Source organism: Allokutzneria multivorans, from assembly GCF_039537405.1.
In the GTDB taxonomy this organism is placed as follows: Bacteria; Actinomycetota; Actinomycetes; order Mycobacteriales; family Pseudonocardiaceae; genus Allokutzneria; species Allokutzneria multivorans.
Window position 1 is genome coordinate 117,913 of sequence record NZ_BAABAL010000003.1, and the last position, 16,677, is coordinate 134,589.

The following is a 16,677-nucleotide window of genomic DNA, read 5'->3' on the forward strand; positions in this document are numbered from 1 at the left end:
AGGCCTGTTCAGCCGTGCTGGAATCGTGGTGGATGGAGTCGGAAAAGGTGGTGCAGAATCTCGTTCTGGCGTATCCCGCGGTCGCGGGAATCCGAAAGAAGCTCTCGGAAAGGAGGCTGAATGGTCCACTGTGGACGGACGAGGTTCTAGGCGATTGTGCACTAACAAGTGCCGTGCCGATGTGGTGGTCTGGAGCAGGGGAACCCATGCGCGTGCGCCCCGGAACCGGGCTTCAAGGGAGTTGCGGCATACATGGCGACAGAAGAGCAGTACCTCGAATACCTGAAGCGGTTGACCACCGACCTCAGGGAGACCCGCCGTCGTCTGCACGACGCGCAGGAACGGGACTTCGAGCCGATCGCGATCGTCGGCATGAGCTGTCGCTTTCCGGGTGAGGTCCGCACTCCGGAGGACCTGTGGCGCCTGGTCGCCGACGGCACGGACGCGGTCTCGGGCTTCCCGGTCGACCGCGACTGGAGCCCGGAGGTGTACAACCCCGATCCCGAGGTGGCGCACACCTCCTACAGCCGCGAGGGCGGTTTCCTGCACGACGCCGCCGAGTTCGATCCGGAGTTCTTCGGGATGTCCCCGCGCGAAGCGCTGGCGGCCGACCCGCAGCAGCGGCTGTTGCTGGAGGTCTCCTGGGAGGCCATCGAGCGCGCGGGCATCGACCCGGCGTCGTTGAAGGGCAGCTCCACCGGAGTCTTCGCCGGTGTGATCTACAACGACTACGCGTCACGGTTGCAGGTGCCGCCGCCGGAGTTCGAGGGCTACCTGGGCACCGGCAGCCTGGGCAGCGTGGCCTCCGGGCGCGTCGCCTACACCTTCGGCCTCGAAGGCCCTGCGGTCTCCATCGACACCGCGTGCTCCTCGTCGCTGGTCGCGGTTCACTTGGCGGCCAACGCACTGCGGGCGGGGGAGTGCTCGCTGGCACTGGCTGGCGGAGTCACGCTGATGGCGACGCCGGGACCGTTCATCGAGTTCTCCCGCCAGCGCGGGCTTTCCCCCAGCGGCCGGTGCAAGGCGTTCTCCGACAGCGCCGACGGCACGGGCTGGGGCGAGGGCGTCGGCATGGTGCTGCTGGAGAAGCTCTCCGACGCGCAGCGCAACGGCCACCAGGTCCTCGCGGTGATCCGGGGCTCCGCCGTCAACCAGGACGGTGCCTCCAGCGGCCTCACCGCACCCAACGGCCCGGCGCAGCAGCGCGTCATCCGCGCGGCGCTGAGCAACGCCCGCCTCGCGCCCGGCGACATCGACGCCGTGGAGGCGCACGGAACCGGCACGCCGCTCGGTGATCCGATCGAGGCGCAGGCTCTCCTTGCCACGTACGGAAAGGGCCGTGCCGAGGACCGTCCACTATGGCTCGGCTCGCTGAAGTCGAACCTCGGCCACACCCAGGCCGCTGCGGGCGTCGCCGGCATCATCAAGATGGTCGAGGCCATCCGCAACGGCGTCCTGCCCAAGACACTCCACGTCACCGAACCTTCGTCCCAAGTGGACTGGAGTGCCGGTGCGGTGTCTCTGCTCACCGACTCACGCCCCTGGCCGGAGGTCGATCGCCCGCGCCGCGCTGCGATCTCGTCCTTCGGGGTATCGGGTACCAACGCGCACCTCATCCTTGAGCAGGCGCCTGCCGTCGAAGAGGTTGCGCCGCAGGTGATCGGCGAGCTGCCGGTGGTGCCGTGGGTGCTCTCCAGCCGCTCCGCCCGCGCGCTCGAGGCGCAGGCCCAGCAGCTGAAGTCCTTTGTAGACAGCAATGACCGACTGTCCGATGTGGACATTGCGTTCTCGTTGGCCACCGGGCGCGCCGCGCTGGAGCACCGGGCCGCCGTGGTGGCCGCCGGGCGGGACGAACTGCTCGCCGCGCTGACCGCGCTGGCCGAAGGCACCGCCACCACCGACGTGGTGCAGGACCAGATCCGAGACGGCAAGGCCGCGTTCCTGTTCGCCGGCCAGGGTTCGCAGCGCGTGGGCATGGGAAGCGGGCTGTACAAGGCTTTCCCGGCCTTCGCGAAGGCCTACGACGAGGTGTGCGCGCACCTCCCGGCGATCTCAGAAGCCGACTTGAACCAGACGGGCAACGCGCAGCCCGCGCTGTTCGCCCTCGAAGTCGCGCTGTACCGGCTCGTCGAGTCCTGGGGCATCAAGCCGGACTTCGTCGCGGGGCACTCCATCGGCGAGATCGCCGCCGCGCACGTCGCGGGTGTGTTCTCCCTCGAAGACGCGGCGCGGCTGGTCTCCGAGCGGGGCCGCCTCATGCAGGCTCTGCCCAGTGGTGGAGCCATGATCGCGATCCAGGCGACCGAGGCCGAGGTCCTTCCGCACCTCACCGACCGCGTGAGCATCGCCGCGATCAACGGCCCGACGTCCGTGGTGATCTCCGGCGACTCGGCCGAGGCCGAGGCCGTCGCGGCGCACTTCACCGACCGCAAGACCAAGAAGCTGACCGTCTCGCACGCGTTCCACTCCGTGCTCATGGACGGCATGCTGGCGGACTTCCGCAAGGTCGCCGAGTCGATCACCTACGCGAAGCCGACGCTCGACATGGTCGCGAGCGGTGACATCACCACCGCCGACTACTGGGTCAACCACGTCCGCGACGCCGTGCGCTTCGCCGACAACATCAAGTCCCTGGCGGCACTCGGTGTCAGCACCTACCTCGAAATCGGCCCCGACGGAGTGCTCTCCGCCATGGGTGAGGGCTGTATCGACGACCGCACAGCATCAAAGCTCGACCCTGCAAGCAGGTCTTCGTTCTTCTCCTTCCTGCGCAAGGACCGCGACGAAGCGCACACAGCGACCCTCGCGGCGGCTCGTGCGCACGCCCGAGGCATCAGTGTCGACTGGTCGGCGTTCTTCGCGGGCTCCGGCGCGCAGCGCGTCGACCTGCCGACGTATGCCTTTCAGCGCAAGCGCTACTGGCTCTCCGGAGAGGACGCAGAAGCCCCGGCGTCGAGCCCCGAAGAGAAGCGGTTCTGGGATGCCGTCGACAAGGGCGACCTCGAAACCCTCGCAGCGGAACTCGCGGTCGCTGACGCCAGCGGCCAAGCCACGCTGAGTGCGGTACTGCCGACCCTTGCGAACTGGCGCCGCGCGAAGCAACAACTGTCCGTTGTGGACACTTGGCGCTATCGCGTCACATGGAAGCCGGTCAGCGGCAGTGGCTCCTCCGTCGCCGGACGGTGGCTGCTCGTCGTGCCCGCCACGCGCCAGGACCACCCTTGGGTCGCCGGTGCCACCGAAGCCCTGACCGCCGCCGGAGCCACCGTCGAAGCCGTCACGGTCGACCAGGTCAGCGGCGAAGCGCGGGGCGTGCTTTCCCTGCTGGGGCTGGACGAATCGACCGCCATCGAGAACACGATCAGCCTGCTCAGGCAGGAGATCGACGCGCCGATCTGGGCCGTCACGCAGGGTGCGGTCGCCGCGAGCGAGAACGGCACCGTCACCGCTCCGGGGCAGTCGCAACTGTGGGGCTTCGGCCGAGTCGCCGCGATCGAGCAGCCGCTGCGCTGGGGCGGCCTCATCGACCTGCCGGCCGAGGTCGGCGAGCGGGCGAAGCAGCTCCTCGCGACGGCGCTGGGCGGAGTGTCCAACGAGGACCAACTCGCGGTGCGGCCCTCTGGCCTGCTGGCGCGGCGGTTCAGCGAAGCCGGTGCGGCGATCCCCAAGCGCGCGTGGCGCCCGGGTGGCACCGTCCTGATCACCGGCGGCACGGGCGGCATCGGCGGCAAGGTCGCGATTCACCTGGCGCGCAACGGCGCCAAGCATCTCGTGCTCACCTCTCGCAGCGGTGACACCGCGCCCGGAGCGTCGGAACTGGTCGCTGAGCTGAACGAGCTGGGCGCCCGCGTGACGGTGCGTGCGTGCGACGTGGCGGACCTGGACGCGCTGACCAAGCTCTTCGCGGAGCTGGACGAGCCGCCGACCTCGATCATCCACGCGGCCGGTGTGCTCAGGATGGAGCAGATCGACGAGGCCACCGCGGCCGGGTTCACCGACGTGCTCCGGTCCAAAGTGGACGGAACGCTGAACCTGCACCGCCTCACCGAGGGCACCGAGCTGGACGCCTTCGTGATGTTCTCCTCGATCGGCGGCGTGCTCGGCAACGGCGGCCAGGCCGCTTACGGGGCCGCGAACACCTTCCTGGACGCCTTCGCCGAGTACCGCAGGGCGCAGGGGCTGACCGCGACCGCGGTGTCCTGGGGTCGTTGGGGCGAGGTCGGCATGAGCGTCGGCGAGGAGATCGACGCCTTCCTCACCGAGCTGGGCGTGCCCGCGATGGCGCCGGACCTGGCCGTCGCCGCGTTGCAGCAGGCCCTGGACACCGACGACACCACCGTCACCGTCACGGACATCGACTGGCGGGCCTTCGCGCTGACCTTCACCGCGATGCGCCCGGCCCCGCTCATCGCGGACCTGCCCGCCGTGCTGGCCATCGCCGAGGAGGAGGCCGCTCGCGCTCGCGAGACAGCCGAAGCCGGAGTCTGGCGCGACCGCTTGGCCGGGCTCTCCGAGGCCGAGCGTGACCGCGTGCTGCTGGAGCTGGTGCGCACCTACTCCGCGCAGGTCCTCGGACACGGTGGGATCGACGACATCCTGCCCGACGAGCCGTTCACCAAGCTCGGCTTCGACTCGCTGACCGCTGTGGAGCTGCGCGGACGGCTCAACGCCGAGACCGGCCTGGTACTGCCGCCCACATTGGTCTTCGACCACCCGACGCCGACGGCGCTCGCCGCGCACCTGCTCGCATCGCTTTCTGGAGTGGAAAGCGACGTGGTCCCGGTCGTCACCGCACAGGTAGCCGGTGACGAGCAGATCGCGATCACCGGCATCGCGTGCCGGTTCGCGGGCGGCAGCAACACCCCCGAGCAGTACTGGGACATGCTGGCCGAGGGCGGGAACGTCATCCGCGAGGTGCCCGCCGACCGGTGGGAGGCCTCGAAGTTCTTCGACCCCGACCGCACCGCGCCGGGCAAGGCCTACACCCAGGCCGGTGGCTTCATCGACGACATCGCCGGGTGGGACGCGCCGTTCTTCGGCCTCTCCCCGCAGGAGGCGCGCCGCCTCGACCCGCAGTTCCGGCTGCTGATGGAGCTGGTCTGGGAGGCGATCGAGGACGCGGGGATCACCGCCGAGGAGCTGCGCGGCAGCCGTACCGGTGTCTTCGCGGGCCTGATCGACTCCCTTCAGTACTCCTTCCGCCAGCTGGAGGTGGACGGCGAGGCCTGCTCCAACGACCCGTACTTCAGCCTCGGGAACTCCCTCAGCGCTGCGGCCGGGCGCATCGCGTACCACCTGGACCTCCACGGGCCGTGCCTCACCGTCGACACCGCGTGCTCTTCGTCGCTGGTGGCCATGCACCTGGCCGTGCAGAGCCTCCAGCGCGGTGAGTGCGACATCGCGATCGTCGGCGCCACGTCCGGGATTCTGACGCCGGAGACCTTTGTGCAGGCGTGCAAGATGAGCATGCTCGCCGAGGACGGCCGCACCAAGACCTTCGACGCCTCCGCCGACGGTTACGTGGTCGGCGAGGGCGGCGGCGCGGTCATCCTGCGCAGGGCTTCGTCGGTGCGCGCCGGTGACCGCCCGCGCGCGCTGATCAAGGCCACCGCGACCAACCAGGACGGGCAGAGCAACGGGCTCACCGCCCCGAACCGCGCCGCTCAGCTCGCGGTGATCAAGGCCGCGCACGCGGCGGCCGGTGTCACTCCGGACGAGATCTCCTTCGTGGAGGCGCACGGTTCCGGCACTCCGCTCGGCGACTCCATCGAGTTCGGCGTGCTCCGCGAGATCTTCGAGCAGCGCGCGGTTGGCCACCCGCTCTACGTCGGCGCGGTGAAGTCCAACGTCGGGCACACGCTCGCGGCGGCGGGCATGGCGGGCTTGATCAAGACCGTGCTGGCGTTGCAGCACAACGAGATGCCCGGCAACCTCAACATGACGCAGCCGAACGACGTCGTCACCGTCGACGGCACTGTGCGCCCCGTCCAGGGCCTCACGCCGTTCGCCGGTGACGGCCCCGTGCTCGCGGGCGTCAGTTCCTTCGGGTGGTCGGGTACCAACGCGCACTTCGTCCTGGAGCAGGTTCCAGCCGATGAGGTCAAGATCGCCTCGACGGAAGCCCCGCAGCTGATCACCGTCTCCGCGAAGAGCCCGAGTGCCTTCACCGAGGCCGTCACCGCGCTCGCCGACCACCTCGAAGCCAATCCGGCACTCGACCTCGCGGACGTCGCCTACACCACGCAGGCCCGCCGCACGAGCCACCCGCTGCGCGGATTCGTCGTGGCGCACGACATCGCCGACGCGGTGGCCAAGCTCCGCGCGGGCGTCACGCCCGTCGACGCCCCCACCACGAGGACGCGAGCAGGCGGCAACGTCAGCCCCGACCTCGCGGAGCGCCTGAGCACGTGGGGCGTCGAGCTGATCGACGACGCGGACGTCACCGTCGACCAGAACGACGACTTCCTCGTGCTGCTGGGCAAGCTGTGGCAGAGCGGGGTGAAGGTGGACTTCACCGCCGGGCACTCGCCGGAGCGCACTCCGGTCGACCTGCCGAGCTACCGCTTCCAGCGGGTTCGCTACTGGCCGGAGTACGACACCAGGCCTGCTTCCGAACCAGAACCCAAGGTCCAGGGCAAGCCGGGGATGTTCTCGCACACGCCGATCTGGCGCAGGCAGGACGCCAAGTCCGCGCTCGCCGGTGCCGCCCCCACCACAGTGATCGTTTTCGCGGACCGCGCGCACATCGGCGACCACCTCGCGGACCTCGCCACAGAGTCCGGGCACGAGGTGCGGATCGTCGAGCCGGGGGAGGACTCGCGTGCGGCTCTCGATGGCATTGCCGACCGCGCTGGCGCCCCGTTGCGGATCATCCACGCCTTCGGGGTCCACAAGGGACTCCCGGAGCCGGAAACCGCCGTGGAGAACGGCTTCTACCACCTCATGGAACTCGTCCAGGCCGTGGGCTCGGCGTTGCCGAACCGCGTCGTGAGCCTGGTCGCGGCGGGCGTGGACACCTTCGACGTGCTCGGCGAGGACGCCGCCAATCCGTTGTCCGCCATGGTGTTCGGCGCGGTTGGTGCGATCGACCACGAGTACCCGCTGATCTACCCGCGCTACGTGGACGTCGAGTCCACCACCGAGCCCGCGACGATCGCCGCACGGCTGCTCCGCGAGTCCGATCTGCTCGCGCCGGAGATCGCCGCACAGGGAACCGAAGCGGGCACCGCGCACGCTCCGGTGGCGTGGCGGCGCGGACGCCGATGGCTGCGGGACTTCGAGGTCACTCCACTGTCCGAAGTGGACGATTCGGTGGCCTGGCGCGAGGGCGGCACCTATCTGATCACCGGTGGCACCGGCGGTCTCGGGTTGATGTTGGCCCGCAGGCTCGCGGGGCTCGGCGCCAAGCTGGCCCTGGTCGGCCGCAGGACCCTGCCGGAGCGCGCGCAGTGGAACTCCTGGATCGAGGCGCACGGCCCGGACGACAAGACCAGCAAGACCCTGCTCGACATGAAGGACCTCATCGCCCTGGGCGCGGAGGTGCTGCCGATCAGCGCCGATGTCTCCGATCCCGCGCAGGTCAAGGCGATGCTTCGTACGGCGCGTGAGCACTTCGGTGAACTCCACGGAGTCGTGCACGCGGCGGGCGTGGCGGGCAAGGGCCTGTTGCAGACCAAGAGCCGCGAGCAGGCCGCAGAGGTGTTGGCGCCCAAGGTGAACGGCACCCTGGCGCTGGCCGAGGAGCTGCGAGCCGATCCGGTCGAGCTGCTGGTGCTCTACTCCTCCGCCGTGACCGTGGTCGGCGCGGTCGGCGAGTACGACTATGCCGCCGCCAACGCGTTCCTGGACGCCTTCGCCGCCGCGGAATCGGTCACCGGTAGCACAGCCAAGCACGTCGTGTCTGTGGCTTGGGGCGCCTGGCTGTACGACAACTGGTCAAACGACGCGCTTTCCGGCTCACCCGAGTTCCAGCAGGCCGTTCGCGACTACCGTGCCAAGTACGGCATCCGCGGCACCGACGGCGTCGACGAGCTGAGCAGGATCGTGGCATCCGGCGCCCCCCAGGTGCTGGTGCTCACCCGGCCCCTGCCGGAGGCGGTCCGCACGTTCGCCGAGGTCAACTCGATGGACGCGGTCGCCGACGGTGTCGGTGTCGTGCCGGTCTCCGAGCGCTACCCGAGGCCGGACCTGCGCGTGGCCTACCTGGCCCCGCGCGACGACGTGGAACGCCGTGTTTCGCTGGTGTGGCAGGAATGTCTCGGCCTTGAGCAGGTCGGCGCGCACGACCCGTTCTTCGAGCTGGGCGGGACCTCGCTGATCGGCCTGGTGGTGATCGCCAGGCTGGCCAAGGAGTTCTCCGTGGAGCTGGCCGCGGCGAGCCTGTTCGAGAAGCCGACGGTCGCCCAGTTCGCGGAGCTGCTCCGCGACGAGGCGGCGCCGAGCGGGGACAGCCCGGCCAAGGTGCTCAAGGGCAGTGCGGCGCGCGGGGAACGCCGTCGCATGGCGCGCGGCAGGAGGAGCGGGAAGCGATGAGCGAAGAGAGCTTTGAAGAGGAGGTTCCTGCGTGCGACGATCTTCCCGCACGCGAGGACCGACTGGGTGCGGGTATCCCGCAGGACACTGGCTTTTCCGGCGACATCGCGGTCGTGGGGCTCGCCGGGCGGTTCCCGGGAGCCGACGACGCGGCGGGCTTCTGGGCGAACCTGGTGGCGGGTCGCTCCGGGATCGTCAAGCACAGCAAGGAAGAGCTGATCGCGGCCGGAGTTCCCGCCGAGCACGCCAACGCCCCGCAGTACGTCCCGGTCTCGGCCGGGGTGTCCGGAGTGGACGCCTTCGACGCGGGCTTCTTCGGGGTCGATCCCGAGGAAGCCGCGCTGATGGACCCGCAGCACCGGGTGTTCCTGGAGACGGTCTGGCACGCGTTGGAGGACGCTGCCATCAATCCGTCCACTGTGGACGGCACGGTCGCGGTCTACGCGGGCTGCGGGCCGTCGACCTACCTCATGCTCAACCTGATGACCCACGAGGACCTGTTCGTCAAGGTCGGCCCCGAGCACCTGATCCTGTTGAACGACAAAGACACCCTCGCCGGTCGCGTCTCGTACTCGCTCGATCTCACCGGCCCGGCCGTCACCGTGCAGGCGCACAGCGCCACCTCGCTCGTCGCGGTGTGCACGGCCTGCACGAGCTTGGCGGCGGGGGAGACCGACGTCGCGGTCGCGGGTGGCGTCTCGCTGCTCGTGCAGCCGCCCGGCTACTGGTACTCCGAGGCAAACCGGCTCAGCTCGGACGGCGTCGTGCGCCCCTTCGACGCCGAGGCCAACGGCAAGATCACCGGCGACGGCGCGGGTGCGGTCGTGTTGCGCCGCTTGGAGGACGCGCTGGAGGACGGCGACCGGATCTACGCGGTCATCCGGGGCTGGGCGGTCAACAACGACGGCTCCGACAAGGCCGGTTTCACCGCGCCGAGCGTGCAGGGCCAGGCCGCCGTGATGGCCGAAGCCCTCGGCGCGGCTGGTGTCGAGGCCGACGAGGTGGACTTCGTCGAGACCAACGCCTCCGGCACGGTCTTCGGTGACGCGGCCGAAGTGGCCGCCATCCAACAGGTTTTCGCCGAGTCCGCGCAGTTGAAGATCGGTTCGGCGAAGTCCGGCATCGGCCACCTCAACCAGGCAGCGGGCATCGCGTCGTTGATCAAGACCGTGCTCGCGCTGCACCACGAGGAGCTGCCGGGCACCCTGAACTTCACCACTCCCAACAAGCAGCTCGCGCGCACCGGCGACCGCGTCCAGGTGCCGAGCTCGACCGAGCCGTGGGAGCGCGGCGAACGGCCTCGCGTCGCGGGCGTGAACTCCTTCGGTTTCGGTGGCACCAACGCACACGTCGTGCTGGAGGAAGCCCCCGAGCCCGAGGCCGAGCCCAACCCCCGTGCGCACTCATTGCTCGTCTGGTCCGGCACTTCCGCCGAGGCCGCCGACGCGCTGACCGAGCGCATCGCCGCGAGCACCGAGCCCGTGGAGGACCTCGCCTACACGCTCCAGATCGGCCGCCGAGCCTTCGGCCACCGGCGCATGGCCGTGGTGGAGTCCATTGAGGACATTGGCGCCGACGGAAGAGTTCTCGCCGACAGCAACGTGATCGAAGGCCGCGAGGTCGGTTTCCTGATCGCGGGGGTCGGCGAGCAGTACAAGGGCATGGTCGGCGATCTCTACCGCGATGAGCCGGTGTTCCGCGAGGCGATCGACGAGTGCTCGGCGATCTTCCGCGACCACCTCGGCACCGAACCGATCGCGGACATGATCGCCGCGCGCGGAGCCGCCAGCAACGACCTCGCGCGCCTCCTCGGCCGAACCGACGACACCGAGACGGCAGCCACCGAGATCGTCCAGCCCGCTGTCTTCGCAGTGGAGTACGCGCTCGGGAAGCTGGTGCTGGACTGGGGAATCACGCCGAGCGTGCTCGCGGGGTACAGCGTCGGCGAATTCGTCGCGGCGGCGCTCTCCGAGTCCCTGACCCTGACCGAGGCCGCGAGCCTGGTCGCCGTGCGCGCGAAGTTGATCGCGAAGCTCCCGCAGGGCGCCATGGCCGCCGTCCCGCTCTCCGTCGCAGACCTCACCGCGAAGGTCGGCCCGCTCGACGACATCGACGTCGCCGCGGTGAACGGGCCCGCGATGATCGTGCTCTCCGGCTCGCCCGAGAAACTCGGGTCCATCACGGACTCGGTTCCTGCCCGCTACCTGCGCACCACGCACGCGTTCCACTCGCGCGCGCTGCGCCCGGTCGCCGCCGAGCTGACCGCGTGGGCGCGGCAGAACCTCGACCCGCAGGCGCCCAAGATCCCGTACCTGTCCAACGTGACGGGCGCGCCGATCACGGAGCGCCAGCTCAAGGACCCCGGCTACTGGGCCGAGCACATGTGCCGCACGGTCCAGTTCGCCGACATGGTCGGCCACCTCGCCGCCGAGCACCCGGACGCCGCGATGGTCGAGCTCGGCGCCGGACAGTCGCTCGGCGCGATGTTCCGGGGGCACCCCGACGTGCCGTCCAGCCGGTGGTCACTGCTGCTTCCGACGCTGCCGGGGGAGTCCGACCCGAGTGGGACTCAGTCCGTACTGACCGGGGCGCTCGGCAAGCTCTGGCTCACCGGGGCCGACATCGACTGGGCCGCCTACCACCGTGGCCGGGGCGCGCGGAAGACGACCGCGCCCGCGCACGCCTTCGAGCGGCAGCGCCACTGGATTGACCCACAGGAACGAGGAGAGAACCGATGAGTCTTGTTGGAGTGGTCGGCGCGGGCGTGATGGGCTCGGGCGTCGCGCAGACCTTCGCCCAGGCCGGGCACGAGATCGTGCTGATCGACAACGATCCCGTCGCCCTGGCCAAGGCCCTCAACGCCATCGAGCTCAACGCGCGGATGAGCCGGATGATGGGTGGCCCCGCCGTCGACCACGAGCAGGTGCTCTCGCTCATCACCACCGGTACCGACCTGGCGCTGCTGGCCGAGGCGCACATCGTGATCGAGAACGTCACGGAGAACTGGGAGATCAAGAAGGCGGTGTGGCAGGAGCTGGAGGCCACCTGCAAGGCGGAGACGATCTTCGTCGCCAACACCTCGGCGATCCCGATCACCAAGCTCGCCTCGCTGACCAAGCGGCCCACCCAGGTCGCTGGCGTGCACTTCATGAACCCGGTACCGATGAAGCCCGCGGCCGAGCTGATCAAGGGGTACCACACGGCACCCGAGACCATCGAGACCGTGCGCGAGCTGCTGAGCTCGGCGGGCAAGCGCGGCATCGACGTCAACGACGCCAGCGGCTTCGTGTCCAACCGCGTGCTCATGCTGACCGTGAACGAGGCCGCGTACCTGGTGTACGAGGGCGTCGCGAGCGCCGAGACCGTCGACGACGTGTTCCGCAGCTGCTTCGGCCACCCCATGGGCCCGCTGGAGACCGCCGACCTGATCGGCGTCGACACGATCCTCTACAGCGTCGAGGTCCTCTACGAGCACTTCGCCGACAGCAAGTACCGCCCGTGCCCGTTGCTCAAGCAGATGACGGACGCGGGGCTGCACGGCCGCAAGTCCGGCAAGGGCTTCTACACCTACTGATCCTCAAGGAGCGTTCCCATGTCCGACAACGCCCGCGCCGAGCTGCGCCAGTTCATCGTCGGCAAGTTCCCGAAGATCGAACTGGCCGACGACCAGGACATCTTCGCGCTCGGCTTCGTCAACTCGCTCTTCGCCATGGAGCTGGTGATGTTCATCGAGAAGGCGTTCTCGGTGCGCATCCCCAACGACGAGCTGAAGCTGGACAACTTCCGCAGCATCGACGCGATGACCGAACTGATCGCGCGCCAGCAGTCCGAAGATCCGCTTGCGGGGTCGAGCATCAGCGCTGTGACGGGCTGATCCTTATGAACGTCACGCCCGAGCTGACGAGGGAGTTCGTCGACGCCGAGGTCGCCCCTTGCGCCGAGGAGTTCGACCGCACCGAGCAGCTGCCCGGATCGCTGCTCAAGCAGGTCGGCTCGCTCGGCCTCTGGGCGCCGTTCCTGCCCTCGGAGGTCGGCGGTTCCGGCACGGACTACGTCACCGTCGGCCGCCTGCACACCGAGATCGGCCGCGGTTGCTCCGGCCTGCGCAGCATGCTCACCGTGCACGGCATGGTGTCCTGGTCGGTCAACCGCTGGGGCACCGACGAGCAGAAAGCGCAGTGGCTGCCGGAGTTGGCTTCCGGCAACACTTTCGGCGTCTTCTGCCTGTCCGAGCCCGACAGCAGCGGCAGCGACTCCAAGGCCGAGGGCACCACCGCCGAGCCGGACGGCGAGGGCTGGGTGCTCAACGGCCGCAAGAAGTGGATCACCGGCGGGCAGGTCGCCGACCTGATGATGGTCTTCGCGAGGACCGGACCCGGGATGAGCACGTTCCTGGTGCCGCGCAACGCTGCTGGCGTCGAGGTCACGCCCCTGCCGAGGATGATGGGCACCGCGGCGAGCATGATCGCGGAGATCACCTTCACCGACGTGAAGCTCGGCGCGGACGCCCTGCTCGGCCCGCGCGGCTGGGCGGCGGGCACGGTGATGACCGGGGCGCTGGACATCGGCCGCTACAGCGTCGCGTGCGGATCGCTCGGCATCGTGCAGGCCGCGTTGGAGGCCAGCGCGCGCTACACCGCCGAGCGCTCGGCCGGCGGGAAGCTGCTGCGCGACCAGCCGCAGCTGCGCGCCAAGATCAGCGACATGGTGACCGCCCGCGACGCGGCGCGGCTGCTGTGCGAGCGGGCGGGCGCGCTCAAGGACGCCGACGACCCCGAGACGATCATGGCCACCTGGATCGCCAAGTACCACGCGTCCACGGCCGCCACCAAGGCCGCCAGCGACGCCGTGCAGATCCACGGCGCCAACGGGTGCAGCCCGGACCACCCCGTCGCGAGGCTGTACCGCGACTCCAAGGTCATGGAAATCATCGAAGGCAGCACGGAACTCCAGCAGCTGACGATCGCCGACGTGGCATATCGAGAGGTAGCGCTGTGAAACCCAAGCTCGGGCGCATCAAGTGCGTGGTGTGGGACCTGGACAACACCGTCTGGGAGGGAATCCTGCTGGAGGACGGCGACGTCAAGCTCCGCGACGAGGTGGCCGAGGAGATCCGCCGCCTCGACGAGCTGGGCATCCTGCACTCGGTGGCCAGCCGTAACGACCACGACGCCGCCATGGCCAAGCTGCACGAGTTCGGGCTCGCGGAGTACTTCCTGTACCCGCAGATCAACTGGAACGCGAAGTCCGGCTCCATCGAACAGATCGCCAAGTCCATCAACATCGGCCTCGACGCGATCGCCTTCGTCGACGACCAGCCCTTCGAGCGCGAGGAGGTCGCCCACGTCCTGCCCGCGGTGCTGACCGTGGACGCGCTCGGCGATCTGCCGACGATCCTGGCGCAGGAGGACTTCCGGCCGAAGTTCGTCACCGACGAGTCCCGCATCCGCCGCGAGATGTACCAGGCTGCGGCGCAGCGCGACGTGATCGAGCAGGAGTACAGCGGCACCAGCGAGGAATTCCTTGCCACGCTGGACATGCGCTTCACCATCACGCGGGCGCAGGAGGCGGATCTCCAGCGCGCCGAGGAGCTGACCGTCCGCACCAACCAGCTCAACTCCACCGGGCGCACCTACTCCTACGAGGAGCTCGACGCGCTGCGCACCTCGCCCGACCACCTGCTGCTCGTCGCGTCGCTGACCGACCGCTACGGCAGCTACGGCAAGATCGGCCTCGCCCTGGTCGAGCGCGGTCAGCCCGCGTGGCACCTGCGGATGATGCTGATGTCCTGCCGGGTCATGTCGCGCGGTGTCGGCACGGTGCTGCTGAACCACATCATGGGCCTGGCCAAGGCCGACGGCGCCAAGCTGCGCGCGGAGTTCGTCGAAACGGGCCGCAACCGAATGATGTACGTCACCTACGCCTTCGCCGGGTTCAGCGAGGTCGAGCGGGACGGTTCACATCTGGTGTTTGAATCAGACCTGGCCCGGATCCAGCCCCCGCCTGCTTATCTTGTGGTGGACACGGACTGATCTAGGGAGCCGGCATGACACGACCGAACGCACTGAGGTGGCTGCCGCTCGGCGGCGGCGAGCCCGGGAAGCACCGCGTGTACTGCTTCCCGCACGCGGGCGCCAGCGCCGCCGTCTACGCCCCGTGGCGAGCCCTCGCGGGCGACCGACTGGCGATCTGCCCCGTGCAGCCGCCGGGCCGGGCGGAGCGCTTCCGCGAGAAGCCGTTCACCTCGGTGGACGCCCTGGTCGACGAGCTGGTCGCGGACATCGGTGACCAGTTCACCGGCACCTACGCGTTCTTCGGGCACTCCATGGGCGCGTTGCTGGCCTTCGAGGTGACCCGCAAGCTGCGCGCGCTCGGTGCTCAGCTGCCGAAGCACCTGTTCGTCTCCGGCCGCGCCGCCCCGCAGCTGCCCGACACCCGCAAGCAGCTGCGCGCCCTGCCGCAACCGCAGCTGATCGCGGAGCTGAAGCAGCTCGGCGGCATGCCGGACGCGGTGCTCAACGAGCCGGAGCTGCTGGAGCTGTTCGTCCCGCTGTTCCGCGCCGACCTCACCGTGAACGAGGCCTACACCCACCGCGCCGAGGACCCGCTGCCGATCCCGCTGACCACGTTCGGCGGCCACGGCGATCCTCGCGCCGACGACGACGAGCTGAAGGCCTGGGGTGAGCTGGCCGCTGACCGGTTCGCGCTGCACACCTACCCCGGCGGCCACTTCTACTTGGAGAAGAAGGCCGGCGAGCTGATCGACATCTTCGCCGCCGAACTCGCTGCCCAGTAGACGTGTGACAGTGGACGTCTGACAGTGGACATCTGGCTGGGGCCCGCCGACGCGGCGAAGGACATGCTGCGCGCCGTGCTCGGGCCTGGTGCGGAGATCGTCCGCGAGGAGTCCGGCCGTCCCCGTGTTGTGGGCGGACCGGACTTCAACCTCTCGCACTCCGGCGACCTCGCGGTCCTCGCCGTGTCGTGGGAGCGCCGCGTCGGCATCGACATCGAGCAGCACCGCGAACTCGACCACCTCGGCATGGCTGCGCGCGTGCTCCTCCCTCAAGAGCACGCGCGCATCGCCGCGTTGCCGCAGCGCGACCAGGCGGCGGAGTTCTTCCGCTACTGGACGGTCAAAGAGGCTTTCGTGAAGGTGACCGGCGTGGGGCTCAGCGGCCTTCCAGGGCCGGAGTACGCCGCCGGAGCGCTGACCGTGCGCGGTGAGCGCTGGTCGGTGGCGGAACTCGTTCTGCCCCAAGGGTATTCCGGAGCCGTGGTGTCACCCGGCCCGCCGCTCGCGGTGCGACAGCGGGCTTGGTCCCCGCTCAGCAGGGACGCAGGTAGTGCGCGCCCTTCCAGTCCGGCCACGCGCCGAGCTTGGTGATACCGGGCGGGACGCACTTCTCATAATCCTTGATCCCGCCGATGTTCAAGCGGTCCACGTGGATCAAGACATTGCCCGTGCCGCAGTGGTTGTACTCCACATTGCCCATGAAGGTCACGTAGCCGCCGCACTCGGCGGCCTGGGCCGTGCTCGCCGTTCCCGTCACGAGTCCGACCGCGAGTGCGGCCGCCCCGGTGAACGCCCCGATCTTCTTCAGCACGCAGTCCCCTTCTGGTGTCTGATTCGCCGCATTTGCGACTGAGGGGAACATGGCGGCCGAACGGGTGACGCCGCAAGGGACTTCAGTTGATCATGAAACTGTGTCGGGACCCGCTCGCCTCGGCAGGGGCCGGTCGCGCAGGCGGCGCCGGGGTGATGGGCGGCCCGTTCGCCCATCACCCCGATGCGACCGATCAGCAGGTCTTGCCGTGGTACCACGCGTCGATGAACTCCGGCTTGGGGCCGATGCGGTGGTCGCCGAAGCCGACGCACTTCGCGTAGTCCTTGTACGGCCCGATGTTGATCCGGTCCACCCAGATCATGACGCGGGTGTTCGGGTCGCAGTGGTTGTAGTGCAGGTAGCCGAGGGTGGAGTACCCGCCGCACGGCGTGGGTGCCGGCGCGGCGATGGCGCTCGGTGCCGTCACGCCCGCGGCGACGGCCAGTGCAGATCCCAGAATTGCGATGCCCTTGAGCACGGCTTTTCTCCCCATGAAAAATAATTGCATCCGGTCGAGATGACCGCTTGAGGGTGAAAA

10 protein-coding genes are annotated in these 16,677 nt (G+C 69.3%); 8 read left to right on the plus strand and 2 right to left on the minus strand.

What is annotated here, in order from left to right; translation table 11 throughout:
• The first annotated feature begins 252 nt into the window (after positions 1-252).
• Genes ABD798_RS00795 through ABD798_RS00830 form a run of 8 tightly spaced genes read left to right on the plus strand, consistent with a single transcriptional unit; the run spans position 253 to position 15,919 of the window.
• Positions 253-8,532, plus strand: a complete 8,280-nt coding sequence (locus ABD798_RS00795; RefSeq protein WP_344870458.1) for a type I polyketide synthase — start codon at positions 253-255, stop codon at positions 8,530-8,532.
• Positions 8,529-11,270, plus strand: a complete 2,742-nt coding sequence (locus ABD798_RS00800) for a type I polyketide synthase (RefSeq protein WP_344870459.1) — start codon at positions 8,529-8,531, stop codon at positions 11,268-11,270. The genes ABD798_RS00795 and ABD798_RS00800 overlap by 4 nt, the downstream gene beginning before the upstream one ends.
• A complete protein-coding gene (locus tag ABD798_RS00805; RefSeq protein WP_344870460.1) occupies positions 11,267-12,106 on the plus strand; it encodes a 3-hydroxyacyl-CoA dehydrogenase family protein in 840 nt (279 codons plus the stop codon). Before ABD798_RS00800 ends, ABD798_RS00805 begins: the two co-directional genes overlap by 4 nt.
• Before the next feature lie 18 nt (positions 12,107-12,124).
• Positions 12,125-12,406, plus strand: a complete 282-nt coding sequence (locus ABD798_RS00810; protein ID WP_344870461.1) for an acyl carrier protein — start codon at positions 12,125-12,127, stop codon at positions 12,404-12,406.
• A 5-nt stretch (positions 12,407-12,411) separates the two neighbouring features.
• On the plus strand, positions 12,412-13,530 hold the full coding sequence (locus ABD798_RS00815; RefSeq protein WP_344870462.1) for an acyl-CoA dehydrogenase family protein: 1,119 nt from the start codon (positions 12,412-12,414) through the stop codon (positions 13,528-13,530).
• Positions 13,527-14,564: an HAD-IIIC family phosphatase gene (locus tag ABD798_RS00820; RefSeq protein ID WP_344870463.1), complete on the plus strand. Its 1,038-nt coding sequence runs from the start codon at positions 13,527-13,529 to the stop codon at positions 14,562-14,564. The genes ABD798_RS00815 and ABD798_RS00820 overlap by 4 nt, the downstream gene beginning before the upstream one ends.
• Before the next feature lie 14 nt (positions 14,565-14,578).
• Entirely contained in the window at positions 14,579-15,328 is a 750-nt protein-coding gene (locus tag ABD798_RS00825) for a thioesterase II family protein (protein WP_344870464.1), read from the plus strand.
• Between the two features lie 24 nt (positions 15,329-15,352).
• Positions 15,353-15,919: a 4'-phosphopantetheinyl transferase family protein gene (locus ABD798_RS00830; protein ID WP_344870465.1), complete on the plus strand. Its 567-nt coding sequence runs from the start codon at positions 15,353-15,355 to the stop codon at positions 15,917-15,919.
• Here ABD798_RS00830 and ABD798_RS00835 read toward each other — a convergent pair.
• Together ABD798_RS00835 and ABD798_RS00840 are read right to left on the minus strand one after the other, a co-directional pair.
• Positions 15,861-16,139 (minus strand): DUF6355 family natural product biosynthesis protein, encoded by a 279-nt coding sequence (locus ABD798_RS00835; protein ID WP_344870466.1) that lies wholly within the window; start codon positions 16,137-16,139, stop codon positions 15,861-15,863. The two genes, ABD798_RS00830 and ABD798_RS00835, sit on opposite strands and share 59 nt — an antisense overlap.
• 193 nt (positions 16,140-16,332) lie before the next feature.
• Positions 16,333-16,617, minus strand: a complete 285-nt coding sequence (locus ABD798_RS00840) for a DUF6355 family natural product biosynthesis protein (protein WP_344870467.1) — start codon at positions 16,615-16,617, stop codon at positions 16,333-16,335.
• Positions 16,618-16,677: the final 60 nt, after the last annotated feature.